The 20,333-nt window shown below is 61.7% G+C and carries 15 protein-coding genes; 11 read left to right on the top strand and 4 right to left on the bottom strand.

The window, feature by feature from the left end:
• Positions 1 to 137 precede the first annotated feature (137 nt).
• From CK620_RS02900 to xth, 6 genes are all read left to right on the top strand, one after another.
• Entirely contained in the window at positions 138 to 2,669 is a 2,532-nt protein-coding gene (locus CK620_RS02900; protein WP_143325890.1) for a PAS domain-containing sensor histidine kinase, read from the top strand.
• Between the two features lie 117 nt (positions 2,670 to 2,786).
• Complete coding sequence (locus CK620_RS02895) at positions 2,787 to 3,407, top strand: response regulator transcription factor (RefSeq protein WP_095548984.1); 621 nt, start codon at positions 2,787 to 2,789, stop codon at positions 3,405 to 3,407.
• A gap of 87 nt (positions 3,408 to 3,494) precedes the next feature.
• Positions 3,495 to 4,355, top strand: a complete 861-nt coding sequence (gene folD / locus CK620_RS02890; RefSeq protein ID WP_095548983.1) for a bifunctional methylenetetrahydrofolate dehydrogenase/methenyltetrahydrofolate cyclohydrolase FolD — start codon at positions 3,495 to 3,497, stop codon at positions 4,353 to 4,355.
• Between the two features lie 493 nt (positions 4,356 to 4,848).
• Positions 4,849 to 5,364 carry a hypothetical protein gene (locus tag CK620_RS02885; protein ID WP_095548982.1) on the top strand — a complete coding sequence of 172 codons (516 nt, stop codon included), beginning with the start codon at positions 4,849 to 4,851 and terminating at the stop codon, positions 5,362 to 5,364.
• Between the two features lie 108 nt (positions 5,365 to 5,472).
• Complete coding sequence (locus tag CK620_RS02880) at positions 5,473 to 5,754, top strand: oxidative damage protection protein (protein WP_095542026.1); 282 nt, start codon at positions 5,473 to 5,475, stop codon at positions 5,752 to 5,754.
• Positions 5,755 to 5,842: 88 nt separating this feature from the next.
• Positions 5,843 to 6,643 (top strand): exodeoxyribonuclease III, encoded by an 801-nt coding sequence (gene xth / locus CK620_RS02875; RefSeq protein ID WP_095549125.1) that lies wholly within the window; start codon positions 5,843 to 5,845, stop codon positions 6,641 to 6,643.
• 71 nt (positions 6,644 to 6,714) lie between these two features.
• Here xth and CK620_RS02870 read toward each other — a convergent pair whose 3' ends face one another.
• Both CK620_RS02870 and ettA read right to left on the bottom strand, forming a co-directional pair.
• Positions 6,715 to 8,823 (bottom strand): DUF1631 family protein, encoded by a 2,109-nt coding sequence (locus CK620_RS02870; RefSeq protein ID WP_095548981.1) that lies wholly within the window; start codon positions 8,821 to 8,823, stop codon positions 6,715 to 6,717.
• 167 nt (positions 8,824 to 8,990) lie between these two features.
• Positions 8,991 to 10,652, bottom strand: coding sequence for an energy-dependent translational throttle protein EttA (ettA, locus tag CK620_RS02865; protein WP_095538659.1), 1,662 nt, complete (start codon positions 10,650 to 10,652; stop codon positions 8,991 to 8,993).
• Between the two features lie 335 nt (positions 10,653 to 10,987).
• Here ettA and CK620_RS02860 point away from each other — a divergent pair, with 335 nt between their 5' ends.
• Together CK620_RS02860 and paeA are read left to right on the top strand one after the other, a co-directional pair.
• Positions 10,988 to 12,850: a DEAD/DEAH box helicase gene (locus tag CK620_RS02860; protein ID WP_095548980.1), complete on the top strand. Its 1,863-nt coding sequence runs from the start codon at positions 10,988 to 10,990 to the stop codon at positions 12,848 to 12,850.
• Positions 12,851 to 12,962: 112 nt separating this feature from the next.
• Positions 12,963 to 14,306 (top strand): polyamine export protein PaeA, encoded by a 1,344-nt coding sequence (gene paeA / locus CK620_RS02855; RefSeq protein ID WP_095548979.1) that lies wholly within the window; start codon positions 12,963 to 12,965, stop codon positions 14,304 to 14,306.
• A gap of 153 nt (positions 14,307 to 14,459) precedes the next feature.
• Here the strand turns inward: paeA and CK620_RS02850 are convergent, their stop codons facing one another.
• Together CK620_RS02850 and CK620_RS02845 are read right to left on the bottom strand one after the other, a co-directional pair.
• Positions 14,460 to 15,155: a lytic transglycosylase domain-containing protein gene (locus CK620_RS02850; RefSeq protein WP_420894200.1), complete on the bottom strand. Its 696-nt coding sequence runs from the start codon at positions 15,153 to 15,155 to the stop codon at positions 14,460 to 14,462.
• Between the two features lie 178 nt (positions 15,156 to 15,333).
• Positions 15,334 to 17,091 carry a proline--tRNA ligase gene (locus CK620_RS02845; protein WP_095548977.1) on the bottom strand — a complete coding sequence of 586 codons (1,758 nt, stop codon included), beginning with the start codon at positions 17,089 to 17,091 and terminating at the stop codon, positions 15,334 to 15,336.
• 169 nt (positions 17,092 to 17,260) lie between these two features.
• Between CK620_RS02845 and CK620_RS02840 the strand changes: the two genes are divergently transcribed.
• From CK620_RS02840 to CK620_RS02830, 3 genes are all read left to right on the top strand, one after another.
• Positions 17,261 to 17,947 (top strand): RNA pyrophosphohydrolase, encoded by a 687-nt coding sequence (locus CK620_RS02840; RefSeq protein ID WP_420894199.1) that lies wholly within the window; start codon positions 17,261 to 17,263, stop codon positions 17,945 to 17,947.
• A 382-nt stretch (positions 17,948 to 18,329) separates the two neighbouring features.
• Positions 18,330 to 19,079, top strand: a complete 750-nt coding sequence (locus CK620_RS02835; RefSeq protein WP_179290556.1) for an ABC transporter permease — start codon at positions 18,330 to 18,332, stop codon at positions 19,077 to 19,079.
• Positions 19,080 to 19,190: 111 nt separating this feature from the next.
• Positions 19,191 to 20,270, top strand: a complete 1,080-nt coding sequence (locus CK620_RS02830) for an MlaD family protein (protein WP_143325886.1) — start codon at positions 19,191 to 19,193, stop codon at positions 20,268 to 20,270.
• Positions 20,271 to 20,333: the final 63 nt, after the last annotated feature.

The raw sequence follows: 20,333 nt of genomic DNA, 5'->3' as shown, positions 1-20,333 counted from the left end.
CAAGAAAATTAAATGGATTTCTGCGGCCGCAAAGGCTTCTTGAGAGGTTTGGCCAGGCCATTGCAACGGGCCGGCACAATAAGCCCCTTTTCTTTGACGACTTGGGCACGGGCATTTCCCCCTTGCCCGCCCTGCGCATGCCCGAAACCGCCTCCCCGCTGCACAACCCCATCCGCGCTGCCAATGGCAAGAAAACGCCCACTTGGCTGCGCCTGGAGCGGCTCAGCGTGCTGATTCCGCTGCTGTCCGTCGTGCTGTTCATCGTCGTCATGGTCGGGGCGTATGGTTTTTTGCGCAGCGAGGAGCAGGCCCGTGAGAAGCAACTGCTGCAGCAGCACACGCAGTTTCTGCTGCTGCGCTTGAACGAGCAGCTGCTCTCGCGGCAGGACCAGATCCAGCGCCTGGTGTTGGACATGCTCTCGCCCAACTCCAACACTGGTTTTGACCAGGGCGCACGCACGCTCATTGGGCGTGACCGGGCGCTGTACGCGCTGACCTGGTTCGATGCCAGCCAGCGCGTGGTCAGCAGCCACCATTCGGCCATGGTCCCCAGCAGCCTGCGCCGCAATCTGGGGCAAGTGGTGCATGGCATCGCGCCCGAGGATGCGCTGCAAAGCCATTGGCGCAGCGTAGCCGGGCAAGAGCAGCAAAGCCAGGAAGTCCATCCGGCCGTGCTGCAGTTTTTCATCCCCATCGCGATCAACGGCCACCCGCTTGGTGCGGTGATGGCGGAGTACGCGCCGCACCTGCTGCTCAATGCTGCGTTGAACGAGGCGCGCCTGACCAATGGCCTGGCTGTGTCATTGCTCGATGCGCAAGGCCAGCTCATTGCTGGCGCAGCGCCGGCACAAGCTGCTGATGCCAAAGCCGGCTTCGCTTGGGATCCTGCGCAGCAGGCCCCGACGCAACTGGCCGTGCCTGTGCAGGCGCTGGGCGGGCAATGGCGCCTGAACGTGGCTCTGTATCGCTCCGACCGGGACATGACCACGCGCGCGCTGTCACTGCTGCTGCTGCTGCTGGGTTTGAGCACAGTGGGCATGCTGTGGATGAACTGGCGCTTGAGCCGCAGGCGCTTGCAAACGCAGCGCCATCTACGCCAGGAGTACAACTTCCGCCTGGCAATCGAAAACGCCTTGACCACCGGCATCCGCGCACTGGACATGCAGGGCACGACGACCTACACCAACGCGGCCTTCAGCCGCATGGTGGGCTGGAGCCAGGACGAAATGGTGGGCATGAAGGCGCCCTTCCCCTACTGGCCGCGCCAGGATCGGGAGATTTTGCAGCAGCGCTTCCAGGCCGAGCTCGATGGCAGGCACTATCCGGGTGGTTTGCAGCTGAGGATGCGGCGCAAGAATGGCACCTCGTTCGATGCCCGGGTTTTTTTGACGCCGCTGCGCGACGAGAGCGGCACGCAGGTCGGCTGGCTGACCACCATCAACGACATCACCGAACCCAACCGCATCCGCCAGCAGCTGGCCACCGCGCACGAGCGCTTCACGCTGGTGCTCGAATCGCTCGATGCCTCCATCAGCATCACCCCGCTGGGCAGCAAAGAGCTGCTGTTTGCCAACCGCCTTTACCGCCAATGGTTTGGCACGCACAGTGCCGGGCATTTGCAAATGCTGGCCCAAGCTGGCGAGCGCAGCGCCAGCCAAGCTCAGCAAGGCAGTGCGGAGGGCCAAAGCGATGCGGAGCCCGAGGATTTGCTGATGGGCCTGCCGGCGGACATGCTCACCAGCGCCAGTTCCGAGCGCGCCGAAATTTACGTCGAATCCTTGGGCAAATGGCTGGAGGTGCGCTCTCGCTACCTCGAATGGGTCGATGGCCGACTGGCGCAGATGCTGATTGCCACGGACATCAGCAAGCGCAAGCAGGCCGAGGAACAGGCCTCACGTCAGATGCAGAAAATGGAAAGCGTCAACCGCCTGATGACCATGGGGGAGATGGCCTCCAGCGTGGCGCACGAGCTCAACCAACCCTTGGCAGCCATCAGCAACTACGTGGGCGGCATGATTGCGCGCATTCAGAGCAATTCCATCGAAAAGGAGCAACTGCTGCTGCCGCTGGAAAAAACCGCCCACCAGGCTGTGCGCGCCGGTCAAGTCATCCACCGCATTCGTTCCTTCGTGCAACGCAGCCAGTCGCAGCGCGAGCCCTGCCAGGCCCAGCGCCTGGTTGGCGAGGCCGTTGAGCTGGCCAACATCGAAATCCGTCGGCGCAATGTGCGTCTGAGCGTGCAAACCGAAGCCCATTTGCCGCCACTGCATGCCGATGCCATCCTGATTGAGCAGGTGCTGATCAACCTGTTGAAAAATGCCGCCGAGGCCATTGATGGCGCTGATCTGCCGCCGCAGCGGCGCGGCATCGAGCTGATCGTGCACCGCGACGGCACAGGCCTGCGGTTTCGCATTGCAGACCAAGGCCCCGGCTTGCCCGAAGAAGTCTTGCAGCACCTCTTTGATGCGTTTTATTCCACCAAGCAAGATGGCATGGGCATCGGCCTGAATCTGTGCCGCAGCATCATCGAATCCCACCAAGGAAAAATGCAAGTGCGCAACCTCTACAATGGCGCCCTGGTAACAGGCTGTGAATTTTCCTTCTGGCTGCCGGCCGCGCAGAACCCACATGCGCCCGAGGATGGACCAGCCGATCCCATTTTGGGCTGAAGGACGGTGCAGCCCTGAGCCCAAGCCCCCGCACAGGCCCCGCTGTGGCCTGCCCCAGCGTCCCATACAAGCAGGGGGGCTGCGGCAATGCACCCCACACCATGACAGGACGATGGCATGACGATTGGCAATAAAAAAGGCACGGTTTATATCGTGGATGACGATGAGGCCATCCGCGACTCTCTGCAGTGGCTGCTGGAGGGGCGCGACTTCCATGTGCGCTGCTTTGACAGCGCCGAATCCTTTCTGAGCCACTACGACCCGCGCGAGGTCGCCTGCCTGATCACCGACATCCGCATGGGCGGCATGTCCGGGCTGGAACTGCAGGAATCGCTGGTCGAGCGCTGCCCTGCCCTGCCCGTGGCCATCATCACTGGCCACGGCGACGTGCCCATGGCCGTGGAAACCATGAAAAAGGGCGCGGTCGATTTCATCCAAAAACCTTTTGAAGAACAGGCCATCACAGGCTTGGTGGCGCGCATGCTCAAGCAAGCCGAGAGCAGTTTCGCCAACCAGCAGCAAGCGGCCACGCGCGAAGCCCTGCTCGCCAAGCTGACGGCGCGCGAATCCCAAGTGCTTGAGCGCATCGTTGCCGGGCGCCTGAACAAGCAAATTGCCGATGATCTGAACATCAGCATCAAGACGGTGGAAGCGCACCGCGCCAACATCATGGAAAAGCTCGGCGCCAATACCGTGGCCGACCTGCTCAAGGTGGCTCTGGGCGGCCCAGTGGCCTGAAAACAGGCGATGAGAGCCTGTGCAAAACGGGTTCTGAAACTTTTTCTGCGGACTTTGCCGCGCCCTCCTTCGTGACGACTTGACACCATGCCCGCCCAACTCATCGACGGCCTTGCCCTTTCAAAAAAACTGCGACTGCAAATCGCCCAGCAAGCCCAGGCCCTGAACGATCAGGGGCTTCGCCCCGGGCTGGCTGTGGTGCTGGTGGGCGAGGACCCGGCCTCGCAGGTCTACGTGCGCAACAAGATCAAGGCCTGTGAGGAAACAGGCATCCACTCCGTGCTGCAAAAGCTGCCGGCCCAGACCAGCCAGGAAGAGCTGCTTGGGCACATCGCAACGCTCAATGCGGATGCCAGCATTCACGGCATCCTGGTACAGCTGCCCCTGCCCAAGCATCTGGATGCCGATGCCGTGATCGAAGCCATTGCCCCGGAAAAGGACGTCGATGGCTTTCACGTCGCCAGCGCCGGCGCGCTGATGACCGGCCTGCCAGGTGGCTTCTGGCCCTGTACGCCGCACGGCTGCCTGCAAATGCTGGACGCCATCGGCTATGAGCTGCGCGGCAAGCACGCCGTGGTCGTCGGGCGCAGCAACATCGTTGGCAAGCCCATGGCCATGATGCTGCTGGCGCGCAGTGCAACCGTCACCATCTGCCACAGCGCCACAGCCGATCTGGGGGCCATCACGCGCCAGGCGGATGTACTGGTTGCGGCCGTAGGCAAGGAAAAGCTGATCACGCGCGAGATGGTCAAGCCCGGGGCCGTGGTCATCGACGTGGGCATGAACCGCAACGCTCAGGGCAAACTCTGCGGCGATGTGGACTTTGAGCAAGTGCAGCAAGTGGTCTCCTGGATCACCCCTGTGCCCGGTGGCGTCGGCCCCATGACCATCACCATGCTGCTGGCCAACACCATCGAATCGGCCCAACGCGCCGCAGGCAAAAATTAGAGCGTGTTATGCATTTTTCGCCCCCCGCGCTGGCCCCAAAACCGTGTAATCGCAAGGCGGCGCGCTTGCCAAGGCTGGCTGCCTTGGCAAGCGGGCCAACGCGGCGAGTGCATGGTTTTGGGGTCAGCCCGAAGGGAGAGCGCCCCGGCATGCGCATTGCGGCGTTGCCGTCGCCTTGCAGCCCACCGGGCTGCGGCGGCAACGGCGCCTTGCACTGCACACGCCGGGGGGCTCTCGCGGGGGACGAAAAGTGCATAACACGCTCTAAGCGCCTGATCAGACGCGTTTTTCCAACCCTCTTGTCTTGTCCAGCACAGTCTGCCGCAGGGCCTCTGCAAAGGGGCTTGGTTTAGAATCGATGCCGAAAATGCGCCTCTCCAGACGAGGCGCAGCAATTGGCGTCAGGGCCGCATCGCCCCATGCCTTGGCCTGTACAGACCCACGGCATGCAGCATTGGCAGCCGATGATTCCAATCAATGAGAGAGTGTCGTCATGAAAAAATCCAGCGTGATCGCTTTGGTGCTCGCAGTCCTGGGGACTGCTGCCTTCGCGCAAGAGCGCGTCTACCGCTGCGGCAATGAGTACACCAATGCCTCGGGCGCATCCAAGCGCCAGGGGTGCAGGCTTGTCGAGGGTGGCAATGTCACCGTCATCCAAAGCTCTGGAAGAGCCCCGGCAGCGCGGCGCAGCACGGTCTCATCCTCCTCAGGCGGCAGCCAACGACAAAGCAGCGCCCCCGCACCGGTCAATGCGCCCAGGGTCGATCAATCCACGCAGCGCAACCGCGATGCCGATGCCCGCACCATCCTGGAAGCCGAATTGCGCAAATCCAAAGAGCGTCTGGCCACGCTGGAGGCTGAATACAACAACGGCGCTCCTGTGCGCACGGCGTTGGAGTTGCGCAACCCCCAGGGCTACATTGAGCGCACGGCAGAACTCAAGGCCAATATCGAGCGCGTGCAGGCTGACATCGAGGGCATTCAGCGCGAGATCAGTCGTCTGCGCTGAGACCGCTGGGCCACCAACCTAAGGACCTTTGACCTGCGCCGCCTATCCGGCGGCGCAGGCATTTCGCAGCATCATCTCTTACCCCAACACCCCAAGGAGCATCGCGCAATGACCCGCATGGTTCAGTGCATCAAGCTGGGCACCCAAGCCCCCGGTCTGGACTTCCCCCCCTACCCTGGGGAACTTGGCCAACGCATTTTCAACAACGTCAGCAAGGAGGCCTGGGACGCCTGGCTGCGCCACCAGACCATGCTGGTCAATGAAAACCGCCTGAACCTGGCCGATGCACGCGCACGCCAGTACCTGGCGCGCCAGATGGAGCAGCACTTTTTCGGCACGGGCGCCGATCAGGCGGCTGGCTACGTTCCGCCGAGCAGCTCCGCTACTTGAGCGCTATTTTCAAAGTCTTTGCATGGCCTTGCCCGGCTCGTCTGCGGCACGGCCATTTTCTTTTCCTTTGCTCTCCAAACCCATGGCACTGACCCTTGCTTCATGGAATGTGAATTCACTCAATGTGCGCCTGCCACAGGTACAGCAGTGGCTTCAGGCCAATCCGGTGGATGTGCTGGGCATGCAAGAGCTCAAGCTGACCGACGAGCGCTTTCCCCACGCCCAGTTGCAGGAATCGGGCTACTGCGCCACGGTGCTGGGCCAGCCCACATACAACGGTGTGGCGCTGCTGCACCGCAGCCCGGCGCATGAAGTGGTGCGCAATCTGCCGGGCCTGGACGATCCGCAGTCGCGCGTCATCAGCGCCAGCGTGGACTCGGAATGGGGCCAGCTGCGGGTCATCAATGCCTATTTCGTCAATGGCCAGGAGCCTGACAGCGAGAAGTTTGCCTACAAGATGCACTGGCTGGCGCACCTCAAGCAGTTCGTGCAGGCGCAGCTGCAGCAATACGAGTATTTGGTGTTGATGGGCGACTTCAACATCACTGCACAGGACTGCGACTCCTGGGATCCGGAAGGCTTGCGCGGCAGCATTCATCACACGCAGCAGGAGCGCCAGGCCTTTCAGGATTTGCTGGATATGGGCCTGGTGGATGCCTTCCGCTGCTTTGAGCAGCCCGAGAAAAGCTTCTCGTGGTGGGATTACCGCATGCTGGGTTTTCAGAAAAACCGTGGGCTGCGCATCGACTACATCCTCGTCAGCACTGCGCTGCGCCGAAAGCTGCAGCGCTGCTGGATTGACCGCACTCCGCGCAAGTGGCCAAAGCCCAGCGACCATGCGCCTGTCTTGATCGAGCTGGGGGAGGCCAAAACGCAGGCCAGGGCATAGGGGCGCCGTCCTTCCTGCGTCAAGCCCAAAGCTTGTTCAAAGGCCTTTCGGGCACTCAGCGGCAGGCTCTTTTATTCGTTCAGAGCCGTAAAGTGCCCCTGCTGGTACAGCTGCACCAGGCGGCGATAGGTCATGGTTTGGTTGCTGCCATCGGCAGACGTGAACATCATCAGCCCCCGCTCGGGGTTGGCCCAGGTCAGCTGAGTGCGCAATGGCTGCCCTGTCTCGCCGATCATGTACCACTGGCCTACCTGCATTTGCTGCAAGGCGTCGGGCAGCTGGCCTGTGCCTTCAGCTGGTAGCGCCTCAGACGATGGGGCTTGTTGGTCTGCCATGTGCTCATGCGTCAACTTGGGCAGGGTGCTGCCATGGGATTGAGCTGCGGCGGTGGCTCCTGCTGGGGCAGCTGCTGCAGCCGCTGCCAAGGCTTGCTGGTGCAGCTTTTTGATCTTGGCAATGACCGATTCGGCCTGATTGCGATCAACCCCCACACTCAGCAAACCCACATGCAGCTTTTGGTGCATTTCGGCAATGGAGTGCAGCAAACCTGGTTCGGCCTGCTGCAAATACTGCTTTTGCACACTGGTGAGCAGCAACGGCACCAGAGCCGCATAGCCCTTGGGATCTTTGGCCAGCAGGGTTTGTACATCCAGGTCAGCTCCCTGCTGCGGTTCCTGTCGCAAAATCGCACGCACGATGACCTTGGCCCAGGGCCCTGCAATGAACTTCTGCACCCAAGGGTCGGCAGCAGCAAAAAATGGCAAAGCCTGGGCCCGTGTCACGACGGCATCGAACAAGGCCTGAGCCTGGGGCGAGGGCGCAGGCTTTGCTGCGGCTGGTTGGCCTGAGTGATGCGTGCGCGCCGCAGCCTGCGATGCCTGCGCCGTCGTCACCGCTGCTGTTCCCATCTCGCCCGCTTGCAACTGGGCGTAGGCCAGTTTGAAAGGCTCTGCCGAGCGAGCTTGCGCCAGGCGACCGGTGGCGCTGATGCTGGCCACGCGGCGCAGAAAATCCTGGCATCCAGGGCTGTCCACATGGGGGAACTGTTTGGCAACTGCCTGGACTTTGCTCAAGAACAAGCGCGCCGGATGATGGGCATCTCGCAGGAACGCCGGGTCGTTTTGCACCAGGCGACGCAGGCAGGGCTGCAGCTGCGCCACGATTTCCTTCAAAGGCTGCAGGTGGGCCACGTCCCTCACCACGGCAAGCAGCAAATCCTGCAGGCTGCTGAGCTTGCCTTCGCCCACCTCGTCACCCATTGACACTGTTGTCGATGTTGGGCTTGGGGCTTGCTGGGGCGGCATGGGGCGCGCCGAACTCTGCGGTGGAGCTGGCGGAGCAACAGCGTCGGAATCGGCGCGCTCTTGTGCCCCCGCCTGAAGCAGCTTTTTGCTTTTGAGCATGTAGTGCGCAGCATCCGCCCCCAGGCCTTCGAGGAGCTCCTCTCTGGTAAGCAGCCGCTCTGCAGCTGGATCGATGGCGTTGGCCTGCAAATAGGACACATCACCAAAGCCAGTGGTCATGGCGCCAAAGCCTGTGGCCCGTTTTTGCACCGACTCAATGCCAGCCTCGGACATTTGATTGGTCAGCAGGAAATAGGTGCGGTTGAGCACCGGCGCCAACGCGGCGGCAAAGCTTTTCAGGATCAAAACCCTGACGATTTCCTCTCCTTCGCTGGCTTCGAGCATTTTCTGCATGGCATGCAGGTAGTTCTCCGGCCGCAGAGGGTTGCGGTTGCTGCGGATGTAGTCGTAGCCCCGCGCCGCGCTGACCAGGCCATCCAGGCGCTCCAGAGCGTTTTCCACCGCCGCTTCCAAAGTGCGGTGTACATGCATCAGGTCAGATTTGGACCGGATCGAAAACGTGGTGTGCAGGTCGATATCCCCAAGACCCGAGATGACTTCATCATCTTGGCTGTAAGGATCGAACTCCAGCACCTCCGAGAAGGCCTGCAACAAATAGCCCGGGTAGGCCTGCACCCATTGCTCATGATGCAAATCCATCCAGCGCAATGCCTTGGAAATCAGCTGTGGATTGGCAGGGCCGGCGCCGCCCTCCTGATTTTGGGCCACCCGCGCACCAGTGTCGCGCAGCACACGGCGAATCAGGCCCGAGCTCTCGCGCAAAGCCGCAACCACCCCGTTTCTGAATATTGGCCAGTTGGCCTGGTTTTGCACCATGGGTCATTCCTCCTCTACGTCGGCATGGGTCTGTGCCTGTCCATGCCATGCTGCCGACTCGCTGGCCGCCCCCGGCAGCCGCCTCACTCAGCGTCTGGCGCGGGCCCTTTGCTTTCGTCCGAAGTCGACGAGAACCAAGAGCCCGGCGCAACAAAGGCGCACGCCGGTTATTTCAGCGCCTTGAAGCGCACCCGCTTGGGTTGTGCAGCTTCTTCACCCAGACGCTTTTTCTTGTCGGCTTCGTATTCTTGGTAGTTTCCGTCGAAGAATACCCACTGGCTGTCGCCCTCAGCAGCCAAAATGTGCGTGGCAATGCGGTCAAGGAACCAGCGGTCGTGGCTGATGACCAACACCGTGCCCGCGTATTCGAGCAAGGCGTCTTCCAGCGCGCGCAGCGTTTCTACGTCCAAATCGTTCGAAGGTTCGTCCAGCAGCAGCACATTGCCACCAGTAAGCAAGGTCTTGGCCAAGTGCAGGCGGCCGCGCTCCCCGCCGGAGAGGTTGCCGACCTTTTTCTGCTGGTCGCCGCCATTGAAGTTGAAGCGGCCGGCATAGGCCCGGCTGGGCATCTGGAATTTGCCCACAGTGATGATGTCCAGCCCGCCAGAGATGTCCTCCCAGACGGTTTTGTCGTTGGCCAGGTCATCGCGCGCTTGGTCCACATAGGCCATTTGCACGGTCGGCCCAATCTCCACCGTACCGCTGTCGGGCTGCTCGCGCCCGGCAATGAGCTTGAACAGCGTGGACTTGCCCGCGCCGTTGGGGCCAATGATGCCCACGATGGCGCCAGCCGGGATGTTGAAGCTGAGGTTGTCGATCAGCAGGCGGTCGCCAAAGGACTTGCTCACGTTCTTGAACTCGATCACCTTGGTGCCCAGGCGCTCGGCCACCGGGATAAAGATCTCCTGCGTCTCGTTGCGCTTTTGGTATTCGTAGTCCGACAGCTCCTCGAAGCGGGCAATGCGAGCCTTGCTCTTGGCCTGGCGGCCCTTGGCGTTCTGCCGCACCCACTCCAGCTCTTTCTTCAGCGCCTTGGCGCGGGCTTCCTCGCCCTTTTGCTCGGCCTCCAGGCGCGCCTGTTTTTGCGTCAGCCATTCGCTGTAGTTGCCCTTGTAGGGGATTCCATGGCCGCGGTCGAGCTCCAGGATCCACTCGGCCGCGTTGTCAAGGAAATAACGGTCGTGCGTAATGGCCACGACAGTGCCCGGAAAGCGCTGCAGGAACTGCTCCAGCCAATCCACGCTTTCGGCATCCAGGTGGTTGGTCGGCTCATCGAGCAGCAGCATGTCGGGCTTGGACAGCAGCAGACGGCACAGGGCCACGCGGCGCTTTTCCCCGCCCGAGAGGTGGCCAATGACAGCATCCCAAGGGGGCAGGCGCAAGGCATCGGCGGCAATTTCCAGCTGGTGCTCAGAGTCCGTGCCTGCCGCGGCAATGATGCCCTCCAGGCGCGCCTGCTCGGCGGCCAGCGCATCGAAATCCGCATCGGGCTCGGCATAGGCGGCATACACCTTTTCCAGCTCGGCGCGCGCGGCCAGCACTTCGCCCATGGCCTCCTCCACGCATTCGCGCACGGTTTGCTCAGGGTTGAGCTGAGGCTCCTGCGGCAGATAGCCGATTTTCAGGCCCGGCATGGGGATGGCTTCGCCCTCGATCTCCTTGTCCAGCCCGGCCATGATCTTCAGCAGGCTGGACTTGCCCGAACCGTTCAGGCCCAGTACGCCAATCTTCGCCCCCGGAAAAAAACTCAGGGAAATGTCTTTGAGAATCTGCCGCTTGGGCGGAACCGTCTTGCTCACACGGTTCATCGAATACACATACTGTGCCATTGAAAAATCAATTCCTAAAAAAACAAACGCCGCGCGGGCTGGCCGTGGGCATGGGATCGGCCCAGTTCGGGTACAGGGCCCATTGCAGGGAAGATTTCATACGGATACATAAAAATCCGCACAGCGGCGCTACTTATGAGAGAATGCGCGCGTTTTGGATTGCAGTCGACCAAAACCACAGACCCTCGTTGCGTTGCCCCGGCTGGCTGGACCGCGCTTTCCACAGCCGCACAATTCTAATCAACAACGCCTACCGCCCTGTACTGCGCAGCCCAGCAGCCCTTGCTGGCTGCGGGCAATAACCCAACCCCGAGCACCCTTGAGTGCCCTTTGCTGTGACATTTGAATCCTTGACGCTGTCGGCCGACATCATCGCGGCCGTGACAGAGTTGGGCTACACCCAGCCCACTCCCATTCAAGCCCAATCCATTCCTTTGATTCTTGCCGGGCACGACCTGCTCGCAGGCGCCCAGACCGGCACTGGCAAGACAGCCGCCTTCACCCTGCCCTTGCTTGAGCGCCTGCGCCAGGCCCCGGCGCCCGCAGGCCAGGCCCGAGCCATCCGCGCCCTGATCCTCACCCCCACCCGTGAGCTGGCCGCGCAGATCGAAGACAACATCCGCGCCTACAGCAAGTACCTGGACATCCAGTCCACCGTGATTTTTGGCGGAGTTGGCATGACGCCGCAGATCCAGCGCATCCAAAAGGGCGTGGACATTTTGGTGGCCACGCCCGGCCGCCTGCTGGACTTGCATGCCCAGGGCCATGTGGATTTGAGCGGGGTGCAGTACCTCGTGCTTGACGAAGCCGACCGCATGCTCGACATGGGCTTCATCCACGACGTGCGCAAGGTGCTGGCGCTGTTGCCGGCGCAAAAGCAATCGCTGCTGTTCTCAGCCACGTTCAGCAATGAGATCAAACAGCTGGCGCAGGGCTTGCTGCGCAATCCGCAGCACATTCAGGTCACGCCGCCCAACACCACCGTGCAGCGCATCAGCCAGGTGATTTGCCCTGTTGGGCGCCAGCAGAAAAAGGCCGCCCTGCTGCACATCATTACCTCGCGCGACTGGAGCCAGGTGCTGGTCTTCACCCGCACCAAGTTCGGCGCCAACCATGTGGCCGAATTCCTCAACAAGAATGGCGTTTCCGCCATGGCATTGCATGGCAACAAGAGCCAGTCGGCGCGTACGCAGGCGCTGTCGCGCTTCAAGTCCGGCGAGCTGCGCGTGCTGGTGGCCACAGACATCGCCGCGCGCGGCATCGACATCGACGAGCTGCCGCACGTCGTCAACTACGAAATCCCCAACGTACCTGAGGACTACGTGCACCGCATCGGACGCACGGGCCGCGCAGGCAACGAGGGCCATGCCGTCAGCCTGGTTTGCCTCGACGAAGAAGGCTTCATGATGGAGATTGAGCGCTTCACCAAGCAGGAGATCCCCGTCGAGCCCATGCCCGAGTTCGGCCCCGCAGAAGGCGAAGTGGCAGAGCCCATCGCAATGGGGCGCCAAACCCTTTGGGGCGGAGCCGGCAAGCCGCCCAGCCGCGAAGTCATGCAGGCCGCCGCCAAGGCCGCACGGCGCGAAATGCTCGAACGCATCAGCGCCAAGAAGAACACCGCCCCCAGCCGCAAGAAAGCACAGCCTGCAGCCGAGCCATCGGGCCCATCGCAAGACCCGCACGCGCAGCAAGCGCAAAGCAATGCAGATGCGGAGCACAGCGCGCCTACATCCCAGCGCCCGCTGGATGCCAACGGCAAGCCCATCAAGCGGCGCAACCGCTTCCGCGCTGGAGGTCGCAGCAATCGCCCAGCGCGCAGCACGCCGGCCACCAAAGATGAGGCAGTAGGGGCAACGAACGCTCCAGCGCGGGCCCGTGCGCCGTCCAACAAGTCGCAGCGCAGCGCCAATAAGCCGCGAGGTACGGGCAACGCCTCGGGCCAACAGCGCTCGCCGCGAGATCCTATGCTGCGCGCCGATGCGCACCTGGGCACGCAGGCGGGAATGTCTCTGGCCCCAGCCTATCGCGGTGACAGCGGTCGCCAACCAGACCCTATGCGCACCAGCGTGGACAGCATGGCCGAACGCACACGCCGCCGCAGTGGCAATGCCGGCAACCGCAACAAATCCGGGCACAAAGGTGGTATATCGCCGTTGCAGCACAGCGGCTTGGCTATTGGCGGGCGCCGACGTCCCTGAAAGTCACATGGCGCGCAGGCCCCAAAAGCGTGCCGCCTGCTGTCTGCTGTGCTGAGTGCCCGTTGACGATTTTGCTGCGGGCGCTCAATCATGGGATGAGGCCCTTGTCTTTATGTCCACCCAGCAAAGCCTGTTCTTGATCGTCGTGCTCATCGTCGCCAGCGGCTTTTTCTCGATGGCGGAAATTGCCCTGGCAGCCTCGCGGCGCATTCGCCTGCGCCAGTTGGCCGCAGATGGCGACCAGCGCGCGCCCAAGGTATTGCAGATGCAGGAGCAGCCGGGCGACTACTTTACCGTCGTGCAGGTGGCGCAGAACGGCATTGCCATCCTCGGCGGCATCATCGGCGAAGGTGCTTTCAGCCCCTTCATCAGCAGCGTGCTGGCGCATTGGCTGGATAGCAACCATGCCAGCACATTGGGGTTTTGGATTTCATTCCTGTTGATCACGTCGCTGTTCATTCTGTTTTCCGACATCCTGCCCAAGCGCCTGAGCATGGTTGAGCCCGAGCGCGTGGCCATGCGGGTTTACCGGCCCATGCTGCTGGTGATCACGCTGCTCAAGCCCTTGGTGTGGTTCTACAGCAAGATCAGCGATTTGGTCTTCAAGGTATTGGGCTTGCCCATGTTGCGTGACGAGCGCATCACCTCCGAGGACATTCTGGCCATGACCGAGGCCGGCACCCAGGCCGGGGTACTTGCCCAGAACGAGCAGCGCGTCATCGCCAATCTCTTCGACCTGGACAACCGCCTAGTGACCAGCGCTATGACGGCCCGGGATCGCATTGCATTTTTCCTGCAAAACGACAGCGATGCGCTGATCCGGGCCCGAATCGGGGCTGAGCCCTACTCCACCTATCCGGTGTGCGACCGCGACATCGACCACGTGATCGGCTATGTCGATGCCCAGGATCTGCTGCAGCGAGCGCTGAACAACCAGCCCATTTCCTTGAGCGATGACAGCTTGCTGCAAAAGGCGCTGGTGATTCCCGACCGGCTGTCGCTGGCCGAAACTCTGGAGCAGTTCCGCCAGGCTGGCGAAGATTTTGCCGTGGTGGTCAACGAATACAGCCTGGTGGTGGGCGTGGTCACCCTCAACGATGTCATGAGCACAGTCATGGGCGACCTGATCGGGCCAGACGATGAGGAGCTGATCGTGCAGCGCGACGAACACTCGTGGCTCATCGATGGCATCACACCCATTGAGGATGTGGTCCATGCGCTGCATATCGCTGAATTCCCGCACTTCGAGGACTACGACACCATGGCGGGCTTTTTGATGGTGATGCTGCGTCGCATCCCGCGCCGCACGGACTCGGTCAACTGGGGCGGCTACAAGTTCGAAGTCATGGACGTGGACAGCTACCGCATTGATCAGGTGTTGGTCACCCGCTTGTGCGCCGAAGGGCAGGAGCCCAAGGACCAGGAAGCCGCCAACCTGAGCGCGCCAGCGCACTGATGGGCACAAGCACATTTTCGATGGGATGGCGCGGGCCAACAAGGCAGGCCAAGAAAAAGCAGCGGCCTTAAGCCGCTGCAAACTCCCACCAAGAAAATGTGTCGTGCTTCTCTCAACCCTGGACCTCAAGAATATCGCAATCGCGGGAAAATTTCACCCTGCCGCAGCAGTCTCAGTCTTTGTTGCCGGTGACTGGCTGTGCCGATCCTCAAACTCCCATTGGCGCTGGGCGGCAAACACTGCATTGGGGTAGGTGGCTCGTCCCCTGCTGCCGTTGTAGCGCCCAAGGGCCATGAACAGATTGCCTTTTTCAATGTCCAGGTAGTGGCGCATGATGACATTGCCAAAGCGCAGATTGGTCTGCATGTGAAACAGCTTGGCGGGATCGCCATCGCCAATCACACGCGTCCAAAACGGCATGATCTGCATGTAGCCCAAAGCCCCGGCGTGTGAAACCACATGCTTGCGAAAGCCGCTCTCGACCTGGATCAGGCCCAGAATCATCGCCGTGTCAAGGCCGGCGCGTTTGCTTTCGTACCAAACCGTTTGAAGGAACTCGTGGCGCACCGCCACGCTGGGCATGCGCCGCGCCAGCTTGTCGCTGGTAGCCGTCAGCCAGCGCAGATAGGCCAGACGGCTGGCAGTGTCCGCGAACACGGGCTCTGGCGGGGTGGCATTGGCAATGGCCGCCTGCAATGCCGAGCGCACGGAATCGACCAAGGGCTCTTCCAGTTGCTGGGCCACTGTCTCTTGCCACGGCCACAAAAACGCGGCCGGCGCTGCCAAGACCCCTGTACCCAGGCTGAGCAGGCGCCGCCGGGTGATGTGGGCCGCTTGGCTTGCTGGCAGATGGGCCCTCTCCTCTGCCCTGTCTGCCGCATCATGTTTGTGCTTGCTGTTGTTCGTCACCATCGTCGAGAAAGTCTTGCGCGCCGCCGTGCCTCATGAAAAAGCGGCTGGCGCCAGTTGCTGCCCCTTCTCCAGCAGCACCACACGAGGGGCAGCGCACAGGACTTGAGGCCGGTTTCTACAACACGCCACGCTCTTGCAGAAAGGCTGTAACGTTACCCAATGTTACCCTTTCTGCGTTGGTTTGGCGACGGTGCTGGTATTCAACCTGACCTTCTTTCAAATTCCGTTCCGAAATCACGACACGGTGCGGCACGCCAATCAGCTCCCAGTCGGCAAACATGGCGCCGGGGCGTTCGCCACGATCGTCCAGGATCACGTCTACGCCGCTGGCCAGCAGCTCGGCGTGCAGCTGCTCTGCCGCCTCTCGCACGGCCTCGCTGCGGTCCATGCCGATCGGGCAAATCACCAGCGTGAATGGCGCGATGGCGTCAGGCCAGATGATGCCGCGCTCATCATGGTTCTGTTCGATGGCTGCCGCAGGCAAGCGCGAGATGCCAATGCCATAGCAGCCCATTTCAAAGCAGCGTGGCTTGCCGTCCTCATCCAGGAAGGTGGCCCCCATGGCTTGGCTGTATTTGGTGCCCAGATAAAAGATGTGCCCCACCTCGATGCCGCGCTCGACCGCCAGCACCCCTTTGCCATCGGGCGACAAATCCCCAGCCACGACGTTGCGCAGATCAGCCACCTGATCGGGCTCGGGCAAGTCGCGGCCCCAGTTCACACCGGTGTAGTGAAAGTCGGGCTCGTTGGCGCCGCAGATCCAATCGCCCATGACAGCCACCTCGCGATCGGCCACGATCTTCACAGCGCGCACGCCTTCGCGGTCCAGGCCGACAGGGCCCAGATAGCCGGGTTTGCTGCCAAAGTGCGCTGCGATTTCGGCCTCGCTGGCAAAGCGAAAGCCTGCATCCAGGCCAGGCACCTTGCCGACCTTGATCTCATTCATGTCATGGTCGCCGCGCAGCAGCAGCAGCCAGATCTGCGTGCCGACCACAGCGCCCTGCTCATCGAGCTCATCGGTGGCCAGCACCAACGATTTGACCGTGCGCTGCAGCGGCACGCCCAGCAGCTGGGCCACATCGGCGCAGGTGCTCTTGCCAGGCGTGGGCGTTTTCTGCAGCGCGGCGCTGGCAGCCGCGCGCGGCTGCTGTGGCGCCAGAGCCTCCGCCTTTTCCAGATTGGCGGCGTAGTCGCTCTCGGGTGCGTAGATGATGGCGTCTTCGCCCGTGGCGGCAATGACCTGGAATTCCTCGCTCAAATCCCCGCCGATGGCGCCGCTGTCAGCCGCCACGGCACGGTAGCGCAGGCCAAAGCGATCGAAGATGCTGCGGTACGCCTGGCGCATGCTTTCGTAGCTGCGCTGCGCGCCCGCCACATCCTTGTCGAAGCTGTAGGCGTCCTTCATGATGAATTCGCGCCCGCGCATCAGCCCAAAGCGTGGCCTGCGCTCATCACGGAACTTGGTCTGGATCTGGTAGAAGTTCACCGGCAGCTGCTTGTAGCTGCGCAGCTCATTGCGCGCCACATCGGTGACGACTTCTTCGCTGGTGGGCTGAATAACGAAGTCCCGCCCATGGCGGTCGAGCACGCGCAGCAGCTCCGGCCCCATTTTTTCGAAGCGTCCAGTCTCTTGCCAGAGCTCGCCGGGCTGCACCATGGGCATGCTCATCTCCACGGCTCCTGCGCGGTTCATCTCTTCACGCACAATGGCCTGCACCTTGTGCAGCACGCGCAAGCCCATGGGCATGTAGGTGTAGATCCCCGCACTGACGCGCCGAATCAGCCCAGCACGCATCATGAGCTGATGGCTGATGACTTCGGCGTCGGCGGGCGCTTCTTTGTAGGTGGAAATAAAAAACGTCGATGCTTTCATCGCAGATGCTCTTGGGGCCGGGCACACTGCTTGCCGCTGCCCATGCTTGGCAGGCGGTTGGGGGCAGAGGCTCCACAAACAGCCCACCGAGCGCGTGTTCGGGTATGCGCCGATTGCGCCAGCGGGCGCGCAAGGCATAATACGGCCCAGTTACAAAAAAGGTGCAATTATGCTGGACAGGGAAGGTTTCAGACCGAACGTCGGCATCATATTGCTCAACCAGAAAAACCAGGTTTTCTGGGGCAAGCGAATCAAGACGCACAGTTGGCAATTCCCTCAAGGGGGGATTGATCGTGGTGAAAAGCCCGAGCAGGCCATGTATCGGGAACTGCATGAAGAAGTCGGCCTGCATCCCCATCATGTGCGCATCATTGCCCGTACCCGTGACTGGTTGCGCTATGAGGTGCCCGATCGCTTTATTCGCCGTGACGCTCGTGGTCATTACAGAGGCCAAAAGCAGATTTGGTATTTGCTGCAATTGCTGGGCAATGACTGGGATCTGAACTTGCGCGCCACCGATCACCCAGAGTTCGATGCTTGGCGCTGGAACGATTACTGGGTGCCATTGGACGTGGTTGTGGAGTTCAAGCGCGGCGTTTATGAAATGGCCTTGACGGAGCTCTCTCGCTTTGTGCCTCGCTACGACGCGCGCAACCGCTATTTGCGCAACGGAGCGCGCAGTCAACGCAGCGGCATCAATGCAGGCCGTGACGAGCGTCAACGCAATGCTGCGGGCATGCAAGCGGCCCCTCTGCCGCGGCCTGTTGCGCCGCGCATGGCCCACATGCTCGTGGGCGCCAATGCACCTTTGCCGCCAGGCGCCAGCTTTGATCCTGACCCCTCGCGCAGCAGTTGAACGCTTCGCAGGCCTTCGCGCCGACGTGCATGCGCCAAGCGCACCTGAGTGCTTGGCGCCGTTCAGATCGCTCGCAATGGCAAAGCCATGCGGCCTCATAAATTGAGTACGATCGCTGCCCAGTTGGTTGGCAAAAAATCAGGCCCTAGCGGCCTGCAAAGCAGCCAAGCCTGGGGGAGTAACGTCACTGGGCTTGGTTGTGCGCTGCGCTTTCACTGCTCATTTCAAAGCGCTTTTTGCGCACTCGCCCCCTGGTGAATAGGCTCTAAAAGTCGTGATCCCGTTCTGAATCGTGAACATGCGTCGCCCCGCACCTGCCTCGCCGCCTGCAGGCCCTCGCCTTTCCACCCATGGTGCAGACTCAGGCAGTTTCGGCCAGCACATGCACGAATGGTGGCTGTTGTGGTGGAGCAATCTGTACCTGGGCAGCTCCATGCTGGTGCTGCTGTGCCGGCCAGGCCGGCATTGGTGGCGAATCTGGCAAGTCGTTACAGCTCAGGTCTATGCCCGCTTGCGCTGGTCATTGCTGGGCTTTTTGCTCATCGCCTACATTCTGGGCAGTGTGGCAACGCAAATCACGCAACAAACCCTGCACGGCTTTGGCCTGGCCCATTTCACGCCCAGCCTGATGGTGCGCATTCTGTTGGTGGAAGTTGTGCCTCTGGCTGCTGCTTTGGTGGCGGCCATCAAGCTGACGATCCCGCTGGGGGCCGAGTTGGCCATGTTGCGGCACCGCAAGCACCTAGCGCGATTGGAGGCAGCAGGCATTGATGCCTTGCAGACCGAGCTTCTTCCCCGCTTGTTGATGGGGGTGTATGCCTCCATCATGTTCGCGGCCATAGGCAGTGCCACAGTCATGGTCACGCTGTATCTCAGTATCTATGGGTATACGCTGGCGGGCTTGGAGGTGTTTACACACGCCTTCGGGCGCACCATGACGCCGCTGTTCACCTTCATCTTTGCGGCCAAGGCCGTGGCGTTTGGCTACATCGTGGCTTTGATCCCGCTGACGGCGGCCTTTACCGATCCCCGCTACGGCCTGCGGCGCGATTCGGAGCTGGCTACGCTGGCGCGCATGCTCGCCCTGCTCATTCTGGTGGAAGTGTTATCCTTGGTCGCCAATTACTACTGAGCGCCCTGCAAGCCCTGTATCGGGCGCTCAAATCCATATGCTCTGCCTGACCGGGCCTTTCTGCCCCCACCGTTTTGTGCCTGTGCGACCCCGCCCTGACTGCATTTGTTCATGAGCCAAGCGCCGCACCAGCCCCCTGCCCCGTCTGCCCCCAATACTCAGACCGGGGCGCCAGCCGATGGCCAAAGCAAACAGCGCGCCACGCAGCAGCCCACCGCGCCCAGCCCATCGCTGGGTCTGGCGCCGCTGGCGCCCGTGCCGCATCTGCATTTCAAGTCGATTCTGCTGATGCTCATCACCATCGCGCTGAGCATTGGCGCCCTGGGGTATCTGCTGTATGCGCGTGGCGCATTTGAGAACAAGCAGATTCTGATACTCACCGCAGATGACTCAGAAGGTGTCTCGCTGGGGATGGATTTGACCTTCTCTGGCTTTCCCATCGGCAGGGTCAGGCGCATCGAGCTGGCCGACGATGGCAGCGTGCGCATCCAGATTGAAGTGCCTGAAAAAAACGCCCATCGCCTGCGCGAGTCCAGCATCTTCACCATGGTGCGCAATATTCTGGGTGTCACAAGCCTCAAGGCCTACACCAGCGATTGGGACGACCCGCCCCTGCCCGACCGGGCCGTCAGGCCTGTACTCTATGGTGACGCTTCGGCGGAAATCCCCCAGCTCATGGCCTCGGTGCGCAACCTGGTCAACAACCTCACCGGCCTGACCGCCAGCGACTCAGACCTGGCGCAAAGCATGGCCCGCATCAATGAGCTGGGCGGCAGCCTCAGCCAGGCGGCCAGCCAGGGCGGGGCTCTCAAGATTCTGCTGGGCGAGGGCCAGGAGCTGCAGCAGCTGCAAAAAGCCCTTACCCAAATCAACACCTTGCTGCAATCGCTCAACCGCACAGTCAACCATGCAGACAGCCAAGTGTTCGGGCAACGTGGTCTGCTGCGCGATGCCCAAAGCGCCACTCAGCAGCTGACACAATTGCTGCAAGCCAGCCGCCAAAGCCTCAAGCAGATTGACGCCATCCTGGGTGACACCAAAACCATCACTGGTCACGTGAGCAGCAACACGCAGGATCTGCAAACACTGCGCGCCAGCATCGAGAGCAATTTGCGACAAATCGATGCCTTGATGGGCCAGCTGCAAAACACCTGGCCGTTCGCCAAAGAGCATCAAATGACCTTGCCATGAGTTTTCGCACTCCTTTTTTTCCCTCCAGCAGCGCATCCAACCAAGGCACGGCCTGCCAGCGTG

Source organism: Vandammella animalimorsus (genome assembly GCF_002285285.1).
Lineage (GTDB): Bacteria > Pseudomonadota > Gammaproteobacteria > Burkholderiales > Burkholderiaceae_C > Lampropedia > Lampropedia animalimorsus.
This window is presented reverse-complemented; position numbering and strand designations above follow the sequence as displayed.

Excerpts from the sequence above, each read along its gene's own strand:
- CK620_RS02830 (WP_143325886.1), top strand. The coding sequence starts at position 19,191 with ATGAGCCAAGCGCCGCACCAGCCCCCTGCCCCGTCTGCCCCCAATACT.
- CK620_RS02870 (WP_095548981.1), bottom strand. The coding sequence starts at position 8,823 with ATGGTGCAAAACCAGGCCAACTGGCCAATATTCAGAAACGGGGTGGTT.
- folD (WP_095548983.1), top strand. The coding sequence starts at position 3,495 with ATGCCCGCCCAACTCATCGACGGCCTTGCCCTTTCAAAAAAACTGCGA.
- paeA (WP_095548979.1), top strand. The coding sequence starts at position 12,963 with ATGTCCACCCAGCAAAGCCTGTTCTTGATCGTCGTGCTCATCGTCGCC.
- CK620_RS02895 (WP_095548984.1), top strand. The coding sequence starts at position 2,787 with ATGACGATTGGCAATAAAAAAGGCACGGTTTATATCGTGGATGACGAT.
- CK620_RS02900 (WP_143325890.1), top strand. The coding sequence starts at position 138 with ATGCCCGAAACCGCCTCCCCGCTGCACAACCCCATCCGCGCTGCCAAT.
- CK620_RS02885 (WP_095548982.1), top strand. The coding sequence starts at position 4,849 with ATGAAAAAATCCAGCGTGATCGCTTTGGTGCTCGCAGTCCTGGGGACT.
- CK620_RS02835 (WP_179290556.1), top strand. The coding sequence starts at position 18,330 with ATGCACGAATGGTGGCTGTTGTGGTGGAGCAATCTGTACCTGGGCAGC.
- CK620_RS02845 (WP_095548977.1), bottom strand. The coding sequence starts at position 17,091 with ATGAAAGCATCGACGTTTTTTATTTCCACCTACAAAGAAGCGCCCGCC.
- ettA (WP_095538659.1), bottom strand. The coding sequence starts at position 10,652 with ATGGCACAGTATGTGTATTCGATGAACCGTGTGAGCAAGACGGTTCCG.
- CK620_RS02840 (WP_420894199.1), top strand. The coding sequence starts at position 17,261 with ATGCTGGACAGGGAAGGTTTCAGACCGAACGTCGGCATCATATTGCTC.
- CK620_RS02880 (WP_095542026.1), top strand. The coding sequence starts at position 5,473 with ATGACCCGCATGGTTCAGTGCATCAAGCTGGGCACCCAAGCCCCCGGT.